21 protein-coding genes and 1 tRNA gene are annotated in these 23,722 nt (G+C 40.2%); 15 read left to right on the top strand and 7 right to left on the bottom strand.

The features are described 5' to 3' along the window. Window positions 1–267 precede the first annotated feature (267 nt). The 8 genes from MSTHT_RS07410 to pscS all read left to right on the top strand — a co-directional run bounded on the left by MSTHT_RS07410 (window position 268) and on the right by pscS (window position 8,263). Window positions 268–1,374 (top strand): FmdE family protein, encoded by a 1,107-nt coding sequence (locus MSTHT_RS07410; RefSeq protein WP_082086878.1) that lies wholly within the window; start codon window positions 268–270, stop codon window positions 1,372–1,374. A gap of 279 nt (window positions 1,375–1,653) precedes the next feature. After that, window positions 1,654–2,592: an IS5 family transposase gene (locus MSTHT_RS07405; RefSeq protein ID WP_048167226.1), complete on the top strand. Its 939-nt coding sequence runs from the start codon at window positions 1,654–1,656 to the stop codon at window positions 2,590–2,592. 330 nt (window positions 2,593–2,922) lie between these two features. Next, the gene (gene hpt, locus MSTHT_RS07400) at window positions 2,923–3,495 is read left to right on the top strand and encodes a hypoxanthine/guanine phosphoribosyltransferase (RefSeq protein ID WP_048167225.1); all 573 of its coding nucleotides are present in this window, start codon (window positions 2,923–2,925) and stop codon (window positions 3,493–3,495) included. Next, window positions 3,476–4,483, top strand: coding sequence for a diphthamide biosynthesis enzyme Dph2 (dph2, locus tag MSTHT_RS07395; RefSeq protein ID WP_048167224.1), 1,008 nt, complete (start codon window positions 3,476–3,478; stop codon window positions 4,481–4,483). Before hpt ends, dph2 begins: the two co-directional genes overlap by 20 nt. A 100-nt stretch (window positions 4,484–4,583) precedes the next feature. After that, window positions 4,584–5,177, top strand: a complete 594-nt coding sequence (locus tag MSTHT_RS07390) for an METTL5 family protein (protein ID WP_048167223.1) — start codon at window positions 4,584–4,586, stop codon at window positions 5,175–5,177. A 307-nt stretch (window positions 5,178–5,484) separates the two neighbouring features. Then, window positions 5,485–6,423 (top strand): exosome complex RNA-binding protein Csl4, encoded by a 939-nt coding sequence (locus MSTHT_RS07385; RefSeq protein WP_048167222.1) that lies wholly within the window; start codon window positions 5,485–5,487, stop codon window positions 6,421–6,423. Between the two features lie 71 nt (window positions 6,424–6,494). Then, window positions 6,495–6,773 carry a DNA-directed RNA polymerase subunit L gene (locus MSTHT_RS07380; RefSeq protein ID WP_048167221.1) on the top strand — a complete coding sequence of 93 codons (279 nt, stop codon included), beginning with the start codon at window positions 6,495–6,497 and terminating at the stop codon, window positions 6,771–6,773. A gap of 329 nt (window positions 6,774–7,102) precedes the next feature. After that, window positions 7,103–8,263, top strand: coding sequence for an O-phospho-L-seryl-tRNA:Cys-tRNA synthase (pscS, locus tag MSTHT_RS07375; RefSeq protein ID WP_048167220.1), 1,161 nt, complete (start codon window positions 7,103–7,105; stop codon window positions 8,261–8,263). Window positions 8,264–8,334: 71 nt separating this feature from the next. Here pscS and MSTHT_RS07370 read toward each other — a convergent pair whose 3' ends face one another. Next, window positions 8,335–8,673, bottom strand: coding sequence for a winged helix-turn-helix domain-containing protein (locus MSTHT_RS07370; RefSeq protein ID WP_048167219.1), 339 nt, complete (start codon window positions 8,671–8,673; stop codon window positions 8,335–8,337). A 181-nt stretch (window positions 8,674–8,854) separates the two neighbouring features. Between MSTHT_RS07370 and MSTHT_RS07365 the strand changes: the two genes are divergently transcribed. Then, window positions 8,855–9,415: a ferredoxin domain-containing protein gene (locus MSTHT_RS07365; RefSeq protein WP_048167218.1), complete on the top strand. Its 561-nt coding sequence runs from the start codon at window positions 8,855–8,857 to the stop codon at window positions 9,413–9,415. Between the two features lie 149 nt (window positions 9,416–9,564). On the opposite strand, the gene lysA is transcribed toward MSTHT_RS07365, so the two are convergent. The 3 genes from lysA to MSTHT_RS07350 form a co-directional block, all read right to left on the bottom strand. Next, on the bottom strand, window positions 9,565–10,827 hold the full coding sequence (lysA, locus tag MSTHT_RS07360) for a diaminopimelate decarboxylase (protein ID WP_048167217.1): 1,263 nt from the start codon (window positions 10,825–10,827) through the stop codon (window positions 9,565–9,567). Between the two features lie 207 nt (window positions 10,828–11,034). Then, window positions 11,035–12,789 carry a DNA polymerase/3'-5' exonuclease PolX gene (gene polX / locus MSTHT_RS07355; RefSeq protein ID WP_048167216.1) on the bottom strand — a complete coding sequence of 585 codons (1,755 nt, stop codon included), beginning with the start codon at window positions 12,787–12,789 and terminating at the stop codon, window positions 11,035–11,037. A gap of 78 nt (window positions 12,790–12,867) precedes the next feature. Continuing rightward, window positions 12,868–14,517 (bottom strand): ATP-dependent DNA ligase, encoded by a 1,650-nt coding sequence (locus tag MSTHT_RS07350; protein ID WP_048167215.1) that lies wholly within the window; start codon window positions 14,515–14,517, stop codon window positions 12,868–12,870. A 306-nt stretch (window positions 14,518–14,823) separates the two neighbouring features. Between MSTHT_RS07350 and MSTHT_RS07345 the strand changes: the two genes are divergently transcribed. Continuing rightward, window positions 14,824–14,895, top strand: a tRNA-Gly gene (locus MSTHT_RS07345). A 184-nt stretch (window positions 14,896–15,079) separates the two neighbouring features. Here the strand turns inward: MSTHT_RS07345 and MSTHT_RS07340 are convergent. Further along, window positions 15,080–15,490 carry a PaaI family thioesterase gene (locus MSTHT_RS07340; protein WP_048167214.1) on the bottom strand — a complete coding sequence of 137 codons (411 nt, stop codon included), beginning with the start codon at window positions 15,488–15,490 and terminating at the stop codon, window positions 15,080–15,082. A 558-nt stretch (window positions 15,491–16,048) separates the two neighbouring features. Between MSTHT_RS07340 and MSTHT_RS07335 the strand changes: the two genes are divergently transcribed. Further along, window positions 16,049–17,302, top strand: coding sequence for a hypothetical protein (locus MSTHT_RS07335; protein WP_048167213.1), 1,254 nt, complete (start codon window positions 16,049–16,051; stop codon window positions 17,300–17,302). A gap of 576 nt (window positions 17,303–17,878) precedes the next feature. Further along, window positions 17,879–18,871 carry a cupredoxin domain-containing protein gene (locus MSTHT_RS15135; RefSeq protein ID WP_231588032.1) on the top strand — a complete coding sequence of 331 codons (993 nt, stop codon included), beginning with the start codon at window positions 17,879–17,881 and terminating at the stop codon, window positions 18,869–18,871. A 517-nt stretch (window positions 18,872–19,388) separates the two neighbouring features. Here MSTHT_RS15135 and MSTHT_RS15130 read toward each other — a convergent pair. Next, a complete protein-coding gene (locus MSTHT_RS15130) occupies window positions 19,389–19,598 on the bottom strand; it encodes a hypothetical protein (RefSeq protein ID WP_231588031.1) in 210 nt (69 codons plus the stop codon). 90 nt (window positions 19,599–19,688) lie between these two features. Between MSTHT_RS15130 and MSTHT_RS15125 the strand changes: the two genes are divergently transcribed. Next, a complete protein-coding gene (locus MSTHT_RS15125; protein WP_231588030.1) occupies window positions 19,689–19,922 on the top strand; it encodes a hypothetical protein in 234 nt (77 codons plus the stop codon). A gap of 87 nt (window positions 19,923–20,009) precedes the next feature. Here the strand turns inward: MSTHT_RS15125 and MSTHT_RS07320 are convergent, their stop codons facing one another. Continuing rightward, on the bottom strand, window positions 20,010–20,660 hold the full coding sequence (locus MSTHT_RS07320) for a ferric reductase-like transmembrane domain-containing protein (RefSeq protein ID WP_231588029.1): 651 nt from the start codon (window positions 20,658–20,660) through the stop codon (window positions 20,010–20,012). A gap of 766 nt (window positions 20,661–21,426) precedes the next feature. Here MSTHT_RS07320 and MSTHT_RS14055 point away from each other — a divergent pair. Next, window positions 21,427–21,726 carry a hypothetical protein gene (locus MSTHT_RS14055; RefSeq protein ID WP_148704488.1) on the top strand — a complete coding sequence of 100 codons (300 nt, stop codon included), beginning with the start codon at window positions 21,427–21,429 and terminating at the stop codon, window positions 21,724–21,726. Between the two features lie 1,196 nt (window positions 21,727–22,922). After that, entirely contained in the window at window positions 22,923–23,102 is a 180-nt protein-coding gene (locus MSTHT_RS07310) for a hypothetical protein (protein WP_156149734.1), read from the top strand. Window positions 23,103–23,722 lie beyond the last annotated feature (620 nt).

Genomic DNA, 23,722 nt, shown 5'->3' with positions numbered 1-23,722 from the left:
CACTTCTAAATCTTTTTAGATTCATCCTCGTTACACTTCCTTGCTCACCAGCTACCGCATATTTTTATTCCTCTTTTATATTTCTCTAGATATTCTCAGTGTTAACGAAACTAGAAAGTTTTATGTATTATTTTTATCATCTTTTGTAACACTAAAAATTACTAAATTAAACTTTTATCTTAAACATTAAACTTTACTTTCTGATATGTGCTATCTATATTGTCAGACTGTAAAGAAATCGGGTTAATGAATAGTGGAGGAAAAAGCATGATAGGAGCAGGCGTTATGAATATGAAGAATATCAAAGCAAGAATCTTCTTCCTGGTTTTCCTAGCAGCCCTCATTTTATCCCTCGGGTCTACTATAGGGGCGGCAACCGAAGCTGATAACTCTGAGCTTATGGCTGAGGTTTTTAGTGCAGCCGAAGCAAGCCTTGGAGGTATAGAACCGGAAGAGACTCTCATTATTACGGATATAGGTTCCCCTGCGGGATCTTATGCTTTCCTGGACGATTTTTACTCGGAATTTTATGATAGAGATCTCCTGTATACACAGAATCTTCTTGTAGTCCAGAACGCAAGGAACAGCCCTCTATGGTTTGCTTTCTTCGATAAATGCAGCGGAAACTGTACTTATATCGAGGTCTCTTACGAAAACGAAAGTGAAATAAGTTATCAGGTAACGGAAAACATAGATTTCGATAAGCTTTCGAAAACACCGAAGTCGAAAGCTGCATGGGGTGAAAAGGTAAACTCAACGATCTTTAACGGGCGAGAGTTTGCAATTCTTACAATTTGCAATGGCTGGGCTACCGGGAAACTCGATTATGAGCTTATGCAGTGCTTAGAGCTTCACAACCATTTCTGTCCAGGGGTCTCCAGTGGCTTTGTGCTTGCAAACTGGATGGAAGAAAACTATCCGCTTGAGGAGAATGTAAGCTATACGGTTTTCTCCTGCCCCAGTTGGTGCAAAGAAGATGTTTTCGTAAAACGCTGGGACACAACTCCCGGAAAAGGAGGAATCTGGGTATCTTCACTGACCGATGATGAAAAAGAAGCCCTTGGAGGCTCTCCTGCAGGAATCTTCGTGGTTACGGATAAGAATGCTGGGACTATGAAAGCCGTAGTTCTTGGATTTAACTTTGATATTGTCAATGCCGAATGCGGGGCAAAAGCCGATGATCCTGCCTGGATTTCAAAGTATTTAGCGGATCTCTGGCTTATGGATAAAGAAAACTGGGATACTGAGGAGCTTGTCTCGGTAATTTCCGTAACAGACATTGATGAAGCTACCCTGAATGAAATGAAGCAGGCAGGAAATAATCCTTATGTGGTTCTCGGACTGCTTGATTCAGAAGAGAATGTCAATCCCTGAAAAAATTCAGAAGAGAATGTCAATCCCTGAAAAAATGAGGTTTATAGAATAAGCGATGGGAATAAAACATGTTTAAGCCTTTGTAGAAAGAATTATCTACTATGCCAGAGGTTTCCAGTAATCATTAAATTTTCCTTTTTCGCTTCCTTTTTATTTTTTAGTTTTTCGGCTCTGTAGAAATCCTCTAAATTCTGTTTTTACCCAAAAATTATAAAAATAAAATTGTAAAAATGCTCCTTAATTTTTTTGTCCACACAAAAAACAAAGGAGCAATTGCTATTGTCATCAAATAAGTATATTAAATTTATTGATCTCAGTCTTAAAACGGTTCAGTCTTCCAGACTGAACCTTTACTCCTGCAAATATTCCAAACGTGTTTATACTCAACATCAGCTTCTTGTTCTTGTTTTATTGAAGGAGTATATAAGTACAGACTACCGTGACTTTGTAGAACTTGTTGACCTCATGAACAGTATAAAGGAAAAACTTGACCTTGATAAGGTTCCTCATTACACTACTCTTCAAAAGTTTGTGTCCAGAATTCCCTCTTCATTGTTTAACCTAATTTTGTCAAAAACTCTAAAACTATTTTACTCACATGGAGAAAAAGTTCTCATTACGGCAATTGATGCAACAGGATTTACGAGTTCTTATGCAAGTCATTATTATTCTAAGAGAACAGGGAAGCTCCGAAGGAGCTTCCTTAAAACTTCAATATCAGTAGACACTATTAAAAAAGTAATATTAGGATGGAAAATTAGCCAAAAAACAGATCATGATGTCAAGCATGCAAAGACTCTGATAAGACAATCAAACAAGTCAAGAAAGTCTCAATGTTATGTGATGGATAAAGGATATGATTCCGAAGAAATTCATACTCTAATAAGAGAAGAGATAAAAGCAGATTCAATAGTACCTTTGAGAGAAAGAAAAAGAAAGAGAATAAACGGAAAATATAGAAAACAATTAAACAAAGACTTTGATAAGATCAAATACAATAGAAGGAATATAGTAGAGACAATAATATCTGTTGTAAAAAGAAAATTTGGAGAAACATTAAGAGCAAGAAAGGTTAGAAATCAAGTAAAAGAAGTAAAAGTTAAACTAATAGTCTATAATATAAACAAAAAAGTAATACAATTATTATGGATTAAATTAAGGATTTCTACAGAGCCAGTTTTTCTCTTTCTTTTTAATTACTGGCTTTTTCATACCTGAGCCCTCTCAAACCGTTTAATTCTCGCTTTGACCTTCCGGACTGCCTTAACTTAAATTCTTAAATCTGTCAATACTACATAATTACTTATATAAGCTCATGTGATTTGTGGGCATACAGAGATTGGAAAACTAAAATATAGTATTTTTAACCTTTTCTGATGTCAGTTTACTATCCCATGAAATATTCAGGTCTTCGCTCTTGGCGAGGGGTGTATGCGTATAGATTAAGGGTAAGGATACAGAATTCTTTATTAGTAGAAATAATACTTTATTAATACAATACAATTCTTTAGCAGGAATATCGCAACAGCCAAAAAAAGAGTTAAAACTATGCTTGAAAGACTGAAAAGCTCACTAATTAATTCTCCTGTAATCAAGCGGGGGGAGTATAATTACTTTATCCATCCGATTTCTGATGGCGTGCCTTCCATAGATCCCCGCCTGGTTGAGGAAATCGCGGATTTTATCCTTACGATTACCGATATGGAAGAAGTTGATACTGTTGTCACTATAGAGGCTATGGGTATTCCTGTGGCAATCGCCCTTTCCCTCAAAACCGGAGTTCCTCTAACCATTATCCGGAAGCGACCCTATTACCTTGAAGGAGAGGTAGAACTTTCTCAGAGCACAGGATATTCGAAAGGAGTCCTTTACATAAACGGGCTCAAGAAAGGTGACCGGGTAATTATTGTGGATGATGTAATCAGTACTGGTGGAACCTTGGTAGCCCTTATAAAAGCCCTGAAAAACATGGGTGTAGAGGTTGTGGATGTTATCTCCGTTATCGGACGCGGGACAGGTTATTTACAGATAAAGGAACACGGGGTTGAGCCTAAAATCCTGGTAACGATCGATGTGGGCGAGAAAGGCGTGGAGATCAAGAATGTCTTTGGAGACAAGTGACGCGTTTGACTTAAGGACTGAATACATTATCAGTGTAATAAAAAAATTGGAAGCAAAAACCGTAGGTTTCCAGTTTCCTGAAGGGCTCAAAAGAAAAGGCCCTGAGCTCGCAAAAAAGGTTGAAGAGGCTACTGGTGCCGAGATTATTATTTCAGGAAACCCCTGTTTTGGGGCGTGTGACCTGGATAAAACTTTGCTCGGGCAGGTTGACGTCCTCTTCCATTTTGGACATGCCGAGCTTGAGGATACAAAACTTTCCGAAAAGGTCTATTTCATAGAAACGCGCTCGGCAGTTGATATTCGACCTGTTGTTGAGAAAGCTGTCCCTGAGCTTAAGGGGCAGGGTATAGGGCTGATTAGTACTATCCAGCATATCCATAAGCTCCCTGAAGCCTGTGCTGTCCTTAAGGCGAATGGGAAAACCTGTGTAATTGGGCGTGGTGACTCCAGGCTTGCGTATCCGGGTCAGGTACTGGGCTGCAATTTTTCGGCGGCAAGGAACGAGGTTTGTGATGAATACCTCTATATAGGAAGTGGTGACTTCCATCCTCTGGGTGTAGCCCTCTCCACAAAGAAGAGGGTTCTTGCAGCCGATCCTTTCACCGGGGAAGTTCGTGAGGTTGATCCCTCAAGAATCCTTCGCCAGCGGAGTGCGGTAATTGCAAAGTCTCTGGATGCGGAGGTTTTCGGGATAATCGTCTCAAGCAAAAATGGGCAGGAACGGATGGAACTGGCTCACTCTTTGAAAGCGCTCGCGAAAAATCATGGAAAAGAAGCACACCTTATCCTGATTGATCTTGTAACTCCGGATCAGCTTCTCCAGTTCAAGGTGGATGCTTTCGTAAACACCGCCTGCCCCAGGCTCGCAATCGATGAGGCAGGACGTTTTCCCTCTCCAATGCTTACGCCCCAGGAATTTGAAATCGTACTCGGAGAACGGGAATGGGAAAACCTTGTGCTCGATGAAATAACCGAGGAACCTGTGTAATCTTACCTCTGATCCTGTGGAATAATTTAAGTGCTAAAATATATAAATAAAGAATTAAAATACGGTATTAAAACGTAAATAGAAAATTAAAGTCGATGGAATGAAACAACGAAAGCTTGAGATGCTGCTCGAAGAACTGGAAAACTTTTCCGATCCTGAACTTGAACTGGAGCAGTACCAGACTCCTCCTCCTCTGGCTGCGGAGATTCTTCACTTTGCTTATATGCAGGGAGATCTTGATGACTCGGTGCAGGATCTGGGCTGCGGTACCGGAATCCTTGCAATCGGGGCTAAACTTCTGGGAGCAAAGAGGGTTATTGGGTATGATGCGGACCCGAAAGCTCTTGAGATAGCAAAGAAAAATGCTGAAAAACTGGGAGTTGAAGTGGAGTTTGTATTATCGGACATTAACGATATTACAGAACATGTAAAAACCACGGTCATGAACCCTCCTTTCGGGGCAAGAGTTAAAGGCAGGGACAGACCTTTTCTTTCGTCAGCATTAAGAACAAGTGAAGTGATATACTCAATTCACAACCGTGGAAGCCTTGCTTTTATCCAAAAGTTCATTAAGCCTGCGGTCATTACACATTCCTACGTTGCAAAATTCCCCATAAAACGAACCTTTGATTTCCATAAAAAAGAAAGAAAGGTTATTGAGGTCGAGATCTACAGGATTAAGGTCTCCGGATAATCAATGCGCAGTACCGTTTAAGGCATCGGATTTTATAGTGCAGCATCAAGGCTTTACCTCAAAAAGAGACCGATAAAGCTGCTTATAACGGATATGCCTGTTCATATCGAACTAGATAAGTACATCAATAGGGACAAAAAATGGCAGATATACGAGCGTGGCAATCTGTCCCCTCTCCTGATAGTTGATTATCTGTCGATTGAATGTTGCCGATATTCGATTGGACGGCTGCCAGTATTGTATGTCAATGACAATTACTGCAATTACTAATTATATTGACTATTAACGATAATTCAAATGAGGGATTATGATTAGAATCCGAAAAAGTAAAACTACGAGAAAGAAATTGACTGGCCCGAGCGTAGGAAAGTCAGTTACTGAAAAAGCATCTCCTCAAGTCACTCCAGAAAGCAGGGACCAACCAAAAGGCCAGTCCAGAGATCAGCTTAAAAGTCAGCTCAGGGAACAACCCAAAGAGCATTCCAAAGACCAGTTCAAAGGTCAGCCGAGGAACCAGCCCAAGGAGCAGTTTAAAGGTCAACCCAGGGAACAGTCTAAAGACCACTTCAGGGGAGACCATAGTAAAAAGAGAAGGTTCCCCTTCCCGAAAAAGGCTTCCAGGGAAAGGACGGAAGCACCTGAGTCTAGAGCCCCCTGTGAGCCCGCGACCCCTGAAGAGGAGCTTGAAAAAGGAGGTTTTGTTCTCCCTGGAGAGCTGATCGGAACCATAGAAGAGTTTAAACCTGGCGAAGGAACAACGGTATCTGTCGGTGATATTTATTCCTCAGCTACCGGAAATATTGTTATTGACAGAAGAGCGAGAATAGTTTCGGTCAGGCCCAGTACAGTTACTCCGAATATCCTTAAAGTGGGGGATGTTATTTATGGAAAGATAATTGACGTGCGTGAGTCCGGAGCAATGGTAGAAATTGCAGGAATTGAAGGCAAAGAAGATCGGGAAATCGTCAATGTGCGGACTGGAGACATTCACGTCTCAAATGTACGTGACTCCTATGTTAAGAGACTTTCAGATGAATTCAGACCCTCTGATATAATCCGTGCAAGGGTCATCGATGCTGAAAAGATGCGCTTGACAACAGCTGAAGATTCTCTCGGAGTTGTAAAAGCTTATTGCTCAAATTGCAGAGGGGAACTTGTGCTTGAAGGGAAAAAGCTTAAATGCCCGGTTTGCAATATGACTGAAACCCGCAAAATCTCAACCGAGTACGGGAAAGGGATCAGGTAATTTCTTTCTCCTTGCAGGTATGGGTTTCTGCACAATAAATCACACTACTCACCATTTACAGGTGATCATCAATGGAACTGAACATTCTTTCCAAAACAGACAATGAGCTTGAAGTCGAGCTCAAAGGCGAGACACATACTCTCCTCAATTTGCTTAGGGACTCCCTTATAAGGGACAAAAGGGTTGAGGTTGCCTTTTACGATATGAAATACGTGAGCATTAGTGACCCTATCCTTTACATCAGAACCGATGGTACAAACCCCATTGAGGTCTTAAAGGACGCTGCTTTGAAAATAATTGCTCAGTGTGACGAGTTTACCGAAGTCTTTAGCAAGGCAGCAAACGCCTGAAATCTCCTAAAAACGACTGCATGATGTCTTTCTAAAGACGTTCTGCTCTCTTTCTCCGGTCAGTCCGGAGCCTTACTTATAGGGGGGCTTCCAATAGTATTTAGTGAGCCTTTGCTATCTTCGGACCTGAAGAATCCTTGGAATACTTTTTATGATTTCTATGCATATCCAGAATGAATAAAAAATCTGACAGAAATCCCAGGTTTGGCAATCTTTCCGGAAATATTGAACGGATAGAATACGATTCTTTTTAGTTTAAGGATCGCATCCTGCATCTGCAGTTTAAAGACCATAATTAACCTGTAATTAATATTGAGGTATGAAATAAGATGAAACTTGATGACTCATCCCTTCAGAAATTCGGTTTTATAAAAAGAGAATCTCTGGGCAGTATAAATATTGACCCTCTTCAGACAGGCGGGCTGTTGACCGAAGCCGCAAAGCAGGCACTTATAGAATGGGGAGACGGATATTCAGTATGTGATTTCTGCGGAGGGGTTCTGGATCAGATAAAAAAACCTCCAATTCATGATTTTGTACACAAGGCGCTTCCCGAATTCCTCGGCTGTGACGAGGCAAGAGTTACAAATGGGGCACGGGAATCCAAGTTTGCTATCATGCATTCTATCGGGAAGCCGGGTGACTGGATTGTGCTTGATGGGCTTGCCCACTACTCTTCATATGTTGCAGCCGAAAGAGCTGGACTGAATATCAAAGCTGTACCGCACTCAGGCAGTCCTGATTACTACCTCGACCCCGAAGGCTATGCTACAGCAATTGAAGAGGTTACAAAGGAAAATGGAAAACCGCCTGTTCTTGCACTTGTGACATATCCGGACGGAAACTATGGAAACCTGCCCGATGCAGAAAAAATAGCCTCGATCTGCCATGAGTATGATGTTCCCCTCCTTCTGAACGGTGCATACGCCGTCGGAAGAATGCCTGTATCGGCAAAAGAGATCGGTGCCGACTTTATTGTAGGCAGCGGGCATAAATCGATGGCTGCATCAGGACCTGTCGGGGTGCTCGGAGTAAGTGAAGAATATGCTCCTATAGTGTTCAGGAAATCGAAACACAGCAAGGTAAAAGAGGTTGAGCTTCTTGGCTGCACGGCAAGGGGCGCTACGGTTATGACTCTCATTGCCTCTTTCCCGGATGTTGTAAAGCGTGTTAGGAACTGGGACCAGGAGGTCGAAAACGCCCGCTGGTTCTCGGCAAGGCTTGAGGAAAAGGGCTTTATCCAGCGTGGTCAGAAACCCCATTCTCATGACCTGATTTTTTTCGAAGCCCCACGTTTCTATGAGATCTCCCAGAAAGTCAAGAATGGAAGATATTTCCTCTACCGGGAACTCAAGGAACGCAATATCCACGGCATAAAATCAGGGCTCACTAAATACTTCAAACTCAGCACTTTCGGGCTTGGAAAGGAAAAACTGAAAGTTGTCGTGGATTCCTTTGAGGATATTCTGAAAAAATACGAAGATATTTAATGTCAGAAAATTAACATCCGTTTTAACCGGACGACATCAGGTGCCAGGAGGATCTATTTCTCCTGACTTCTTTATTTTTTCAGCTCCACGTTTTCCATATACCCTTCTCCCCTGGGAGTCAGGACATAATATATAACTCCTTCGCTCTCCTCTTTTTCAATACAGAGGGTACTTTCCAGCATATTGAGGTTGTAACTTGCCTGGGAATCCGTGAGTTTGAGCTCTGTCCTAATTTCTTCCAGCGACTTTTTCTGCCCAACAAGGGCTTTAAGAATGTTTCTGCGAACTGGGTTCTGCAGTGCATTAAGGCAGGCTTTATGGTCTTCTGTCATATCCTCTTTCATCCTGCCTTCCTTTTTCATCTTTGCAACCCATTCTTCTTTTCTTTTTGCGGCTTTCTCAGGTGTCATATCTGATCATTAATATATCAGCTGATTATTAATATATCAGCCTGAGTATCTAAATAAGTTTACAAAAAGCAAGAGTTGTAAGCTAGAATTATAGTCGGAAATTACAAGCGAGAATTAAAAAAAACTGTAGAATTGCTCCTGCTGGTTCAGATATAAATAATATTATTTTCAACTTCCTGCCATGAGACAGAATCCCGAACTTGAGTCTATTGAATTGCTTGCAAAAATAATTCTTACTGCTGCCCGGACTGCCCCAAAAGGAAAAGGAATTGACGATATTGTAACCTGCCTCCTTTCTAAGGAGGAAAAAGACGAGCTTGCTGACCGAATGGAAGAGTTAAGCGAAATCAAGAACCTGAAGTTTCTTCTTCGAGACGCCAGAAATGTCAGGGATGCTAATGCAATTATTCTTATAGGGTTGAAGGCTTCAGGCGTTAGCAATCTGGACTGTGGAGCCTGCGGATTTGCAACCTGTAAGGAAATGCTTGAGCACGGAAAGGTTCAGAAAGAATTTTCAGGTCCCCACTGTATGATCAAGTACCTTGACCTCGGAATTGCCGTGGGCTCAGCAGCAGCAAAAGCAAAGGATCTTTGTATCGACAACCGCGTGCTTTATTCTGCAGGCGCTGCTGCGTGTTACTTTAAAATTATAGATGCGGATGTAGCTATGGGACTTCCGCTGAGTGTTAAAGGAAAAAACATCTTTTTTGATCGGGAATCTACAAGAAAAGTCAAGGGTTAATTTTTTTAGTTTTATATAAATTTTGTATAAAAAAGGTTAATTCAGGCACAGCAGTGAGATAAATCAATAAAATTTCTCTCCTGCTCACCTGTATCTAAGCCTTCAATAAATTTTTGAGACATCTCTTCTGTTTTAGCGGAGTCATTTTCTTACTTGAAGTCTTTCAGGGCTTCAAAGTCGAGGGTTGCAAAGTAATCCTCAATAGTCTCAGCTCTCCTGATCTGTACAACGCTTCCGTCTTCCCTGAGAAGTAGTTCGGCAGAGCGGAGTTTTCCGTTATAATTGAAGCCCATTGCATGCCCGTGAGCTCCTGTATCATGAATTACAAGGATATCTCCGATTTCGATTTCAGGAAGCGGGCGGTCGATTGCAAACTTATCATTGTTTTCGCAGAGGGAGCCGGTTACGTCGTATTTGCGGACAGGCGGCTCATTTTCCTTTCCGAGCACGGTTATATGGTGATAGGCTCCGTACATGCCAGGACGCATCAGGTTTGCCATACAGGAGTCCATCCCAACATAGTCCTTGTAGGTATGCTTGAGATGTCTTACCCGGGAAATCAGGTATCCGTAGGGACCTGTAATCACGCGACCGCATTCCATGAAGACTTTAAGTGGATGAAGCCCGTTAGCTGTGATAGTAGCCTCGTAAGCTTCCTTTACACCTTTTGCAATGGCTTCGTAAGAGACAGGCTCTTCTTCGGGTCTGTAAGGGATGCCAATGCCTCCGCCCAGGTTTACAAATTCGAAGTTTATGTTGAGTTCCTTTGAGATTTCAACTATAAGTTCGAAAAGAATCCTTGCGGTTTCCACAAAGTAATCAGGATTCAGTTCGTTCGAGGCTACCATAGTGTGCATCCCGAAGCGCTTCACGCCCCTGTCCCTGAGGATCCTGTACCCTTCAAACATCTGTTCTCGTGTAAATCCATACTTCGCCTCTTCCGGCTTTCCTATGATAGCATTTCCTTCTTTCAGGGGTCCGGGATTGTACCTGAAGCAAATGATATCCGGAAGCCCTGCAGATCTTTCCAGGTAATCGATATGACTGATATCGTCAAGGTTGATGTAGCCGCCAAGTTCCTTTGCTTTTATAAACTCCTCGGCTGGCGTATCATTTGAGCTGAACATAATATCATTGCCGGTCATCCCTGCTTTCTCCGCAAGGATAAGTTCTGGAAGAGAACTGCAGTCTGCCCCGAAGCCTTCCTCTTTGAGGATCTTAAGGATAAAAGGGTTAGGAAGGGCTTTTACTGCAAAAAACTCTTTGAAGCCGGGAATATCTTTAAAGGCGGATTTCAGCTTTCTGGCGTTTTCCCTGATAGCTTTCTCATCATAAATATGAAAAGGAGTGGGATATTTTTCTATAATTTTAAGGATTTCTTCTTTTGTAAATGGGAGATTTTTTGAGACCATTATTGTGACCTTTTGCCTGATTTTTGTTTAATGGGTTTTACATCAATTTGAACTTTTACTCCTTTATTACTGTTTCGCAAGCTTTTTTTGAGAAAGTTTGATCACAAGCCTTTTGAAAAAGGCTTGAGCGAAAACCCCGAGCAACGGCGTGGTCAAGCGGCGTAACGCTTGGTGATAAACCGGCGCAGCAGTCTCGTTACAAATTTATTATTCTTTGAGTTTCTTTAATACTTCTTTAAGCCTGGTGTAGGGGTAAGTGTTTACCACATCTTCTTTTTCTAGCCAGCCGCGCCGTGCCTGTCCTACCCCGTATCGCATGAAGGTAAGGTCGGCAGCGGAATGGCTGTCAGTGGAGATGCAAAATTTAATGCCAAAGGTTTTTGCCCGCAGGATGAGTTCGTCGTTGAGGTCAAGCCTTGAAGGCTGGCTGTTGATCTCGATCAATTTTCCGTTTGCAGCCGCAGCCTCAAAAACCCTTTCATAATTAACGGCATAAGGCTCCCTTTTCCCAAGCAGCCTGCCTGAAGGGTGGGCAAGGATATCAAGATACCTGTTCTCCAGAGCCGTGACAATTCTTTCGGTCATTTCTTTCTCAGGCAAGGCAAAACCGGAGTGTATGGATCCTAAGACAATATCGAGTTCTTTGAGAATTTCATCCGGGAAATCAAGGGTCCCATCTTTCAGGATGTCAACCTCGGAGCCTTTAAGAATTTTTATCCGGAAGCACTTTGAAAGTTTATCTATCTCTTTCCACTGAGCTTTTAATTTCTCAATTTCCAGACCCCTGGCAATCTTCTGGGAGCGGGAATGGTCAGTTATTGCGATATATTCATAGCCAAGAGCTTCTGCTCTTTCAATCATGGTTTTAAGGCTATCCTTTCCTTCGCTGTAGTTTGTGTGCACATGGAGATCTCCCCTGAGATCGCTTTGTTCTATCAGTTTTGGGAGGGCATTTTTTGCAGCGGCTTTAATCTCTCCCCTGTTTTCACGAAGTTCGGGCGGGATGTAGGCAAGACCAAGTGCCTTATAAATCTCTTCTTCACTACTGCCTGCAATCTGTTTTCCGGACTCCTTTATATACAGCCCGTACTCCGAAAGTTTGTAACCCTTCTTTATGGCAATGTTCCTGAGTTCTATGTTGTGTTCCTTTGAGCCTGTGAAATACTGAAGAGCTGCCCCATAGCTTTCAGGTGGAACTACTCTCAGGTCAATAGCAGTTCCTTCTTTCAGGATCACGCTGCTTTTTGTGCTACCTTTTAAGATAACCTGATCAACATCAGGAAGGGAGACAAAACAATTCATTACCTTTAAAGCTTCTCCTTTTTCAGCTTCTGCCAGGATGTCAATATCACCGATCGTCTCTTTTAACCTGCGAAGTGAGCCGGTGTAGATTATCTTTGAAAGATCAACTTTAGAGGTTGTATCCTTACACCTGGCTTTTAAAGTGAATATAATCTCGTCTGCGATTGGAAGCGCTTTCCCGAGAGCTATTCGGGAATGACTTTTCTCATACTGCTCAATTGCTTTTGCCAGATTTTCCTCAGTTTTTTCTCCGAAGCCTTCGAGCCTCCTGAGCCTGTGGGCAGCGATCGCGTTTTTAAGATCTGAGAGCGTCCTTATCCCCAGGGTGTCGGCAAGCTTTTTCATTTTTTTTGCGCCAAGCCCGCGGATTTCCATGAGTTCCGCAGCACCTGAAGGGGCTTTCCCTTTGAGTTTCTCAAATTTTTCAACTTTGCCTGTTTCGAGATACTCAGCAATATGATCAGCAATGGACTTCCCAACACCTGGAATTTTGATCAAGCCGGCTTTTCCTTCTCTGGCATAAATATTCTCTATGTCTTCCCCGAGGTTTTCTATCATCTGGGCGGCTCTCCGATAAGCTCGCGGTTTCCACTCAACCTGCTGATACTCAAGAATATCAGCAGCTTCATAAAGTAACTCAGCTACTTCGCGATTTCTCAACTGCTTCCCCCTATCTCCTCTATTTTGCTTTTCTGTGCTTCCCGTACTTCTTTCTTACTTTCTTTCCTGCCTGAATCTTTAAACGCCTATTCCTTCCTTCAAATTCATGATTTCTTTAACTGTATTGACATCTGCAGGTCCTTTATCATATCTTATACGCAAAAATCGAGGAAAGCGCAGGGCAAGCCCTGTATCTCCTTCTCCCTGTCCTGCGGTATGACCAGGACTTTTCGTGATTTCCGCACCAAGAACCTCGATAACCACAGTGGGCTCTACTAAAATATCGGGCATCATCCTACTTTTTATGAGTACGTTTTTAGGGATTTCATTCACTATATGCTCTGAAAGCAGGCTGTCGATTTCCTTTGCGTCCCTTTCTGTAAATCCTGTACCTACTTTCGTAAAAGTCTCAAAACGCTGCTCTTCTTCGTTGAGAATAGCGCAGAGGAGAGCTCCAAATGAGCCTTTCCTCTTTCCTCGCCCGTAATATTTACCTACAATTACAAGGTCAAAGGTCTCTCGCATTCCTTCGGCATATTCTTCTTTCCACTTGAGCCAGAACCAGCTCCTTTTTCCGGCTTCGTAAACCGCATTGCTGCTCATGGATTTGATTATAATTCCTTCAAGCTTCTTTTCTAGAGTCTTGTTGAAAAAATCCTCTATCTCCTCAAGATTGTCCGTAACAATTCTTCCAGCCATGCGAAGAGCTTCGGATTGCTTTACATTTTCCTCGAGAAGAGCTCTTCTCCTGGGGTAAGGTTCTTTCAGGAGGGACTTTCCTTCTAGGTACAGGATATCGAAAAAGAATACTGCAACAGGGAAGATTTCAGCATATTTTTGAACCTCATATTTCCTGCGCCTCTGCATCAGTCTCTGGAATGAATAAAATTCCTGGGTAGAGTCATCGGCTTTACTGCCTTCAACATATGCAATGATTTCCCCATCAAGCACGATTTTCTCTGCGTTAATGTCTCTCCTGACTGCTTCCACAAGATCAGGATATTGGGCAGTTATATCCTCGAGCCTTCGAGAAAAGGCTTTGATCTCGTTTCCGTTTTTATGGATCTGAACTCTTTCCCCATCATACTTTTCTTCAACTGCCTTTTCTCCGGGAATCCTTTTTTCTATCTCTTCAAAAGATTCTACTCGCTGGGCAAGCATTGACCTGACAGGTCGTCCCAGTTTTATGGAAAAGCGTCCAAGAGCTCTGGTGCCATGCTCTGAAAGGGATTCTGCAAGCTCTCCAATGTCGGTGCAGACATTGTAGCTCTCCTTGATCTTAGCGGTATATTTTTTATCTCCTGTAAAAGCAAGAGAAAGTGCTTCAAGCAAAAACTGATCCCCAAAACCCAGCCTGAGCTTCCCCAGCACAATCCTGACTATATATTTCCCTTCTTCCGGGCTGGCTCGTTGCAGGATACTGGAAAGCAGCCTGACTTTTTCTTCCTGACTTCCTTTTCCTGAGGTTTCCTTTATTTCCCTGAGCTTTCCGAATACTTCATCAATTGTAAGCGACTTTCCTTCTCCCCTACTTAACTCAAACGCCACATCCCCAAGATCCCCTGTAGTTGAATATCTTTTTTTCACCTCCTCTTCTGAAACTCTGTATGCAGATGCAATTGCTTTTAAAGCAATCTTATCCCCTACTCCCAGTGTCGTCTTTTCAAACGCAGGTCCTATGCTTCCGAGAAAAAGGTATGCACTGTCCTTTACTTCCTTTCCTTCCAATTCCTAGTAAAAGTTTGCAATCTTCCTGACGATCTCTTTATGAGATGTTATCTTTTCAAGTTCTTCAAAAAGCTCTGCAAGCTCTATAAACCGAGCCATTGCCCTCTCCCCGAAAAACGCTTTGAAATTTTTCTCTTATATTATTCCACCCTCAGGTCTTTATGCTTTGCACCCTCTATTTTCAGAAATAGAGTTTTTCCTCTTTTGCCAATAAAACAGCTATCCTTGCCGTTTCGTCCTTTCACCGAAACCTTTAATATCTAAAAGATGCATGAAAAAATACACAGCACTTCTTTACATCCTTATGCGACTGTGGTTTAGTGGCTATGACCTGAGCTTCCCAAGCTTAGAACCCGGGTTCGAATCCCGGCAGTCGCATTGAAAATTCTCTTAACTCTTTTTTAAAACTGGTTTCTTTTCTAGCTTAAATTATGTTTTAAAGAAATATGTTTTATATTCTCTCTTATATTCTCTCCAGTTAACCCTCAGAACACCTTATAACGGTTTTAGAGGAAATCTTCTGGAGATCCCTGCCTGCCTGTTTTAGATTAATCCGGCTAATTCAAATGCGGGATAGCTCATCAAGTGAAATCTTTTTCCTGTAACCCATGCCCTGAAAAATCGCCACCAGGTCTCCTTTATCGTCAGTTATGTTTACGGTATACGTTGAAATTTTGGGGTTAATAGATGTTTCTTTTGCCTCGGCAGTAAGAGTTTTCCCTGTTGCGGCTTTCACGAAAGAGATATTTGCATTGATAGCAACAGCAACATTGCCGTATGCATTTGAGGCTGCAGCAAAAGCAAGATCTGCAAGGGTAAACAGTGCTCCTCCCTGTACGGTTTTCAGGGCATTCAGGTGTTTTTCTTCTATATTCATGACGGCTTTTGCATACCCTGGAGAGACTTCAAGAAGTTCGATTCCTGACATTGCAGCAAAATTATCATTCTTAAAAAATTCTTTAATATTTTCCATATAACAACACCGGTTATTGTCAGTAAAGTCGTGCTCTATTCTCCGTGTTTTTAATTAAATTTATGTTTTTTGTTGCGTCTTTAAGCACGCTTCTTCCGCTCTTTTCCCTTGAGACTGACTGTGTTGCTATCTTGAACTTTTCCAATAATGTGATCTTAAAGCTTTAATAAGAATTTCGAGGCCTTACTGTGGCTCTTTTGCCATGTTACCAAATAACCTGGTGTAGTCGTAAGTGCATAATAAGGAAGGGTTTAGGTTGCATCATGCAGGATATAAGAAGGCTGAGGTTAGGAACTGGAGGACAATCTAAAATAAACGTTAAACGTGATTTTTCGAGAAGCTTTTCAAATGATACTGCTTAATATCTCTTACGTCAAACATAATAAATATATGACAAATATCTACTTTTAAAATGCCGATTGACACCTATAACTCGACTAATCTCTATAGTTAATAGAGATTAATTATTTATAATCTGATCCTTTATTATTAAGATAATTGTATTAAATTATTTTTTATTCTACTCAAAAACTTAATAATCAACTCGGGGGGTAGAGAATGAAATTGAAGCTGATATTTCCTCTGATGCTAGCGGTATGTCTTGCCCTTTTTATAGCACCCGTGCAGGCACAGGATAACGCGATAGAAGATATGGATGAAATAAATGTAATCATAGCCGGAAATATTACTAAAGCCGTTGAGTGTAATGTAACCGGAAATGTGGTAATAGTCGAAGAAGCGGTTAACGTGACCGATAATGTGACCGATAACATGATCGGTAATATGACCGACAACATGACCGATAGCATGACCGATAACATGACCGGTAGTATGACCGACAATATGACCGATAACATGACCGGTAATATGATCGGTAACATGACTGACAACATGACCGGTAATATGACCGACAACATGACTGAAGACATGAATAATGTCTCTCAAAGCATGGAGCTTGATGTTACTGGAAAGATAATTTTAATCAAAGACTTTGGCAACATGACAGAAAAAGCGGTTGTGGTCGGAAGAATGGATGATATGCCCGGAAGCGTAGTCATCTTCGGAAGGACAGAAATCATGACTGGCATGGATAACATGACCGACAACATGACCGACAACATGACCGACAATATGACCGACAATATGACCGACAATATGACCGATTACATTACTGACGATATGATCGGTAATATGACCGACAACATGACCGACAACATGACTGAAGACATGGACGAAATGATTGAAGACATGATTGAAGCCATGAATGATACGACTGTAGTCATGATCGGAGATATGACTGGAACCATCACGGTCAACCTGACCGATGATATGGGCAGCACAACCGAAAGCATTGGCAACATGACTTTACTTATGGCTGGAAGTATGACCGGAAATGTAACAGGTGATATGACCAGACAGATAATTGTGATTAAAGACATCGATGACATCGATGAGATGTCCGAAATAATGAGTAATATGACCGGAATGTTTGAAGATACAGGCAACCAACCCGTGGAGTGTAATCTTGTTGGAAAGATGGCTGTAATTAGCAATGTAGATTACATGATCGGAACGGCCGAGAAAATAGACAAGCATCTGGCTGACCTTACCACAATGGATGGAAACAAGACTATAGTTGGGGATATTACTGATATATCCGATGACGAAGGTATGGATGAGGACACGTATAACGTAACTGGAAAGGTGGCTGTAATTAGGAGCATTGGAGACACGATTTCAATCGTGACCAAGAGCGCCACCTGTGATGTAAATCAGACTACAACTTTTGCTGAAGTAGAAAGCATGGACTGAGATAAGGAACATGACCTGAGGCATGTTGTAGTCAATGATCGATGAAGATGTACATATAAAGCTAGGATGAGAAATGAATGATCTACTGTCCTGGTTAAAGAAGCCAGATTAAAAATAAAGGCTGCAAACCTGTAGATGGTTTGCAGTTCACATTTCTTTATTTTATCTGTCGATTCATTTCTTTCAATTCTTTCCTTTGTTTTATCCGATAATTCTCTTTTTATATCTGATCTCTGATTATCTAAGATCAGGTTTCAATATATTCTGATTCTCCTTCTACTGAGTATTCAGAGTTAAGTAACTCTCAAATCAAAAAAATAATCTTGAAGGATTAATGCTCTAAAAAGGAGTCTGGCAATTTGTGAGTCAGATTTTACTAATGTAATAAAATGTGATAGATCTACTCCTTAAAAGACCCTTGATTACGAAAACCTGACTAGCTGCTGTAGTTAATATAGATTAAATATTTATAAATCGACCATTATTGTTTAATTGATTTATATTAAATTAATTTTTATTTTATTATATATGCTCAATTAGTTCAATTTACTGAATTCGCATATGGGGGGTAAAAGAATGAAACTGAAATTGATAGTTTTCCTTCTAGTATTATGCTTATCCTTATCTCTTGTATCCGCGCAAGCAAAGACTAACATGACCAGCATGGATAACATGACTGGAATGAATAAAATGACCGGAATGGAGAAATGCTATCTTCTCGGAGTCATGAAGTGTTATACGCCCGAAGCCATGGAAAATATGACTTATATGTATAACATGACTGATATGGATAGCATGGCTAGAATGGATAACATGACCGATAACATGACCGAAATGAAGACCTGTTACCTAGCAGGAATAATGAAATGTTATATGCCCGAAGCCATGGACAACATGACTGGCATGTATAATATGACTGAGATGGATAGCATGGCTAGAATGGATAACATGACTGGCATGGACGACATGGCAGACACGGACGATGTAACAGGCATGGACAACATGACTGGCATGGATAACATGACCGGCATGAAGAAGTGTTATTTTGCCATAGCCGTAAAGTGTTATATGCCCGATGCTATGATGGGTAATATGACCGGCGATAACATGACTGAAATGGACAACATGATGACCGGCATGGACAACATGACCGGAATGGACAACATGAGCATGTATAATGTGACGGGCACAGAGAAATGCTATCTTTTTGGAGTCATGAAATGCTATACGCCCGAAGCCATGAGGAACATAACCGGCATGGACAACATGATCGGCATGGACAACACGACCGGAATGGATGGAATGGAGGCTGCAGGCGGAAAGACTGTCGAGGTGTCAATCAGCAGTTTTGCCTTTAATCCCGAATCAGTTACAATATCAACAGGTGATACTGTCAGATGGACAAACCTTGATTCAGCTAATCATACAGCTACAGGTTCTACTTTCGACTCCGGCATATTGCAAGAAGGAGAATCTTATGAGTTCCAGTTTACTGACGCAGGCACGTATGAATATTCTTGCTTGATTCATCCTTCCATGCGCGGGTCTGTAATAGTTGAGGAGAAATGAGTCTGGTTCTAGAGCGGACTGAATGTTTGGTTTTAGAGTGGACTGAATGAAGAAAATATTCAGTCTACTTAAATATTTTATTTCACATAATCCTTCATTTGTATAACTGAAGAGTTTTTAAAACGATTATCCTTTTTTGAGTCATATTGAGCTGCTTTTTCACCTTTACCCGAACGGATTTAACAAAGATATCTATAAGTGCTCAAAAATCTAATAATATTTATCTAGCCTTCTTTTAAAAGCAGGTCTGCACTCACCTGACAACCTGATAAATTTCGGTGAGACATGAAGACATGGATAAGAAGCAACTAAAAGACGAAAGAGCAGAGCTTCTTTCTCAGATTAACGATCTTTTTGATCTCCTTTTAACTTTGCTGTCACTATTATGGCTTATTCTTCTTATTGTCGACTTTGTGTATGGTCTCTCTTCTTCTTTGCAAAAATTAAGTCTGGTTATCTGGGGAATATTTATAGTCGATTTTCTTATTGAATTGTACATTTCTCCGTTAAAGAAGGATTATTTAAAGAGTAACTGGCTTGTTGCTTTTTCCCTATTTTTGCCTGCGTTGAGGGTTTTAAGGCTATTTAAAGGATTCAGGCTTGTCAGGTTTGCAAATTCTGTCTGATCTCTTAACCTGGTTCGGATTCTTTCTTCTTTTAATCGGATCTTAAGAACAGTCCGACAGATAATCAGGCAGCGGGGCTTGGGATATGTTCTATTGCTCACGGCTTTAGTTACCTTTCTTGGGGCAGCGGGAATGTACAATTTGAGCGTCCGGGGTTTACTTCATACTGGGACGCATTATGGTGGACAGCCATGATTATGACTACAATAGGAAGTGCTTACTGGCCAGTTACCCCCGAGGGAAGAATACTGGCTTTTTCGTTATCGGTTTATGCTTTTTCAATTTTTGGGTACATAACTGCAGCCTTGGCAAGCGTGCTTATCGGAAAAGATAAAGAAGAGCTTTCCTCAAAAGAAATTGCAGAGATGCGCAGCGAGGTACAGAAACTCTCCAGTGAAATTAACAGGCTTTTGGGAAAGGAATAAAAGTAAATTTTCTAAAATTTTATGCAGTGTGTCTGGTGTCAATATCTATTCAGTTGAAACTGCAGGTTCTGTCCCAGTTTCTGTTGTTCATTTTCTTTTTCGCCCTGACGCCGATCTTTTATGTATGAAGATAACTATCACAGTAATCGCCATTGCAATTGCAAGTATCCTCATTATAGCTAATTCAAAGTCGTCACCTAACATCAGGGCATGCAATGTGACGAGTAAGAAAGCCAGGTAACTGAGATAGTGGACTTTCCTCCAATTTTTGTATTTCTTTCTGTACAATGCAATACCTGCAGCCAGAAAGAAGAGATAAAAAGCAGGACGACCTGCCAATCCAATGAAAACGTTTGTCGGAGAAATCGGCGAAAAAATTCCTATTCCTCTCCCCTGTAAAATAAAAGTAAGTGGATGAATTAGGATTAGCAGTAGTCCAATTCTCGCCAGATTATGGTGAGCTGTCATAAAAGGAAGTCCTGATATTTTTTTCATTTTAGCCATATATTCGGATGTAACTATTGCAAGGAACACGGTCAGGTAGCCGAAAGTCCCTGCAAACCTGCGTATAGTCCTAATAGGTTCTTCAGTGTTTTGAAGAATAATATACGTTATAAATATGGTTACGAGTAGAAGTATGCCGTAGATCGGGTAAAAATATTTATTTGAGGATCCTTTGCCCGAACTTTCCCTACCTTTGCTGTGACCTGTGTATTTTCCCGCCTTCTCTTTATCCAAAATGTTTCCCCCGAAAGTAATGCTGTTATTCTTTCCCAATGACATCAGTGCTTTTAATAAAGTAGTCTACTGGCTTTCTCAAAAAATCGGCTAAGACCAGATTAAATCCTTATGTGTCGAGAATTAACCTTTGTTACTATTACTAGATTAATTTTAGTCACATTAAAGGCGAATCCAGTTAACAAAATTGAATCTTATTGTTAAATTGTGTTTATCTGCCATTTTCGGGTGTTACGCAGGCATGGTTACAAGCTATGTCAGGGTTTAATTTTGTCTTTTTAAATTTATCTTCTGAATTAATTATAGAATTTATACAGAAATTCTCCTTGAGGCTGTTAAGTCAAGCTGAAATAGGATCTCATATGGAAATTTTCTAAAAAATAAGAATTTCTATAATTTTCTTATTAAAAATTATTGTCCGGGATGCTCAGAACGCACTTGTAAAATATATATTATTAAATATATCTCTTTAATTGATTATTGTTCCTTATTTATATTTCTGTATATATTATATCCTTCAAATGATAATCTCCTTTATGTCTCAATTGTTGGCGTGATTTGTATCCATTTCATCGTTAGAGCATTTTCAGCAGTAAAAGATGATTAATTAGCCAGTATTCATGGATATATGATTAACTGGTAAAAATCATTTCCAAGCGCCCCATCTGACGATGAAAATGTGTTACAAAGCCGACATTTAGAAACATAGCAATTTAGGGAGTGTACACAAATGGGTATATTTAAAAAGACAATGAGTATTTTGGTGATGGTCCTCTTTGTACTGTCACTGACAGCTGCGTCAGCCAGTGCATGTGACGGGAAAGATTGTAAATGTAAAGACAAGTGCGACTGGAAAGGCAAGTGTGACTGGAAAGGCAAGTGTGACTGGAAAGGCAAGTGTGACTGGAAAGGCAAGTGTGATTGGAAAGATAAGTGTGACTGGAAAGGCAAGTGCAACTTCAGCCAGTGCAAGTATATCTTCAGCCAGTTTTGCTTCAAGTTTGTAGGGTTCTTTAATTTCTCTGGCTTCTTTGGAAGCGGCTGTAACTGGTGCGGATGGTGTTAACAGTTAAACTTGCATGAATGTAAGTATAAAGAATAAACAGACTAATACTCATTCGATAGCTCTGCGTCGAATTTCTGGGACAGCAAAATCTTCAGCTTCCTAGTATCTAAAAGTATCTAAAATACCGATGGAGGCATTCTCCTTACAGGATTTACGTGCTTGATGGATAAAAAAGATATTAATAAGTTTGCGACAGATGTTATGAATTAAATAGTTGAAGCCGCATGCGATTAATCTTTTTTATCGAATTGCGTAAATTCTTTGCCTTGCTTACCAGCAATTACCGAAGCAAGCTTACGAATGAGTTCATTAATTTTTTTATAATTATACGTCTGAAAAGTTAACGTTATTTTTATAATTTTTAAATTTTTCTTATTATTGTGATTTCTCTTGTTATTGCGATTTTTCTTGTCTCGAATATCAGGAGATTTATCTGTTATGCTAATCAGGGTAACCCGTTACTGAAAATTTCAAACAGTCAAGGAAATTGTTTAACATCCATTTCTTTTTAATGAACAGAAATTTACTTAGATAATTATGTTGTGCAGTATGGGATTTCTCCCGATTGTGAAATAGCTTCCAGTGTAAAATTGACTGGATGTTCACTTTTCCTGAAATTCATCGATAAATATTGATTTTTGTATGAATTCCTTTAATGTATATACAAGACTGAGCTTTTAACCATATTAAAAAATTAGTTATATGAAGCTGAAAATAGATCCTAAGTTTGGATCTTAAATTATTATAATCCCGAGCTTAAAGACTGGGTAATGCTGTTAATATAAAATTATTGTCATAATAACAATTTTGAGATGATTTCTCCTTAAACCGGACTGGATAATGCCTATTTCCAATTATTATAGGCTCCTGATTATTATTTCTTTAAATATTATGTTCTATAAACTATAATCACGTACTAATATAATTAGGGATTTACTTTTCATCGGCTTTCTGTATATTATATGGGGATAATACAGGATTTTTATAACTGGTATACTTATCCATGATAGGTGCTGGATGACGAATTGATGGAAATAATTCATTAAATACTACGTCGATGAAAAAACAGAATTTGTAATTAACCCTAGATTGCATCTTACCTACTGAATCTAAATGAAAAGATAAAATTTAAAAGTATAACAAAAATTTGTGGAGTGTGGTAAATGGTAAAGCTTAAGAAAGCATTGTGTATGCCCATGCTTATCTCTTTCATGGCTGCAATCTCAGCTACTACAGTGAGCGCAGCAAAGGATGGATACGGCAGATTCGACTCGATAGATTCGACAGATTCGATAAGAAATTCGACAGATTTGATACGAAATAAGAAATTCGATAGATTTGACAAATTTGACAGATGTAAATGTTGGGACAAATAAAAGTTTGGTTTTGGAGGCAAATGTAATTTCTTTGGTTTTGATTCCTTCGGAAAGAACAAATGCTGGTGCTAAACTGATCAGTTATAAAGTATAACTGGATTAACCTGCTGCAAAACATGCAAATTCGTAAGCCCATTAGTACAGTCCCACGTTAGATTTCAGGGGTGAAAGACCCTGCTAGATTTTAAAACATATAAGGAAATAAGGAAATAAGGAAATATTTGTAAGGGGATCTTCCAATCCTTCACTTACCTGTAGACTCAAAATAGATCGGCGGATGAACCTTATTTGATGTCTCTGCAGGTATACTTTGCTTCTTACTCTGAAGATTTGCGGCGGTTTTTAATTTTTAAATCTGTTTTTTTTTAATTCCTGCTTTTTCTGCATTTATCCTGTTTTTCTTGCATTTATCCTGTTTTCATCCATAAAACTATCCCAAGATCTGAATAATTGTTTTTATTTTTTATCCGACGGTCAACTTTCCGTTTTTTTCTTGCTGGTTATTTTTCAGATAATCTTTCTTCTCCAGAGTCTCAGTTTACTTTTCGATCTGCTTAATTTTTATTTTTATTTCTGGATTTGCCTGATAAATTGCCGGAATGGAGCCAACCTGGACTAAG

Origin of the sequence: Methanosarcina thermophila TM-1, from assembly GCF_000969885.1 — an archaeon.
In the GTDB taxonomy this organism is placed as follows: Archaea; Halobacteriota; Methanosarcinia; order Methanosarcinales; family Methanosarcinaceae; genus Methanosarcina; species Methanosarcina thermophila.
The sequence above is the reverse complement of the archived record's forward strand: the minus strand, read 5'-3'. Positions and strand labels throughout refer to the sequence as shown.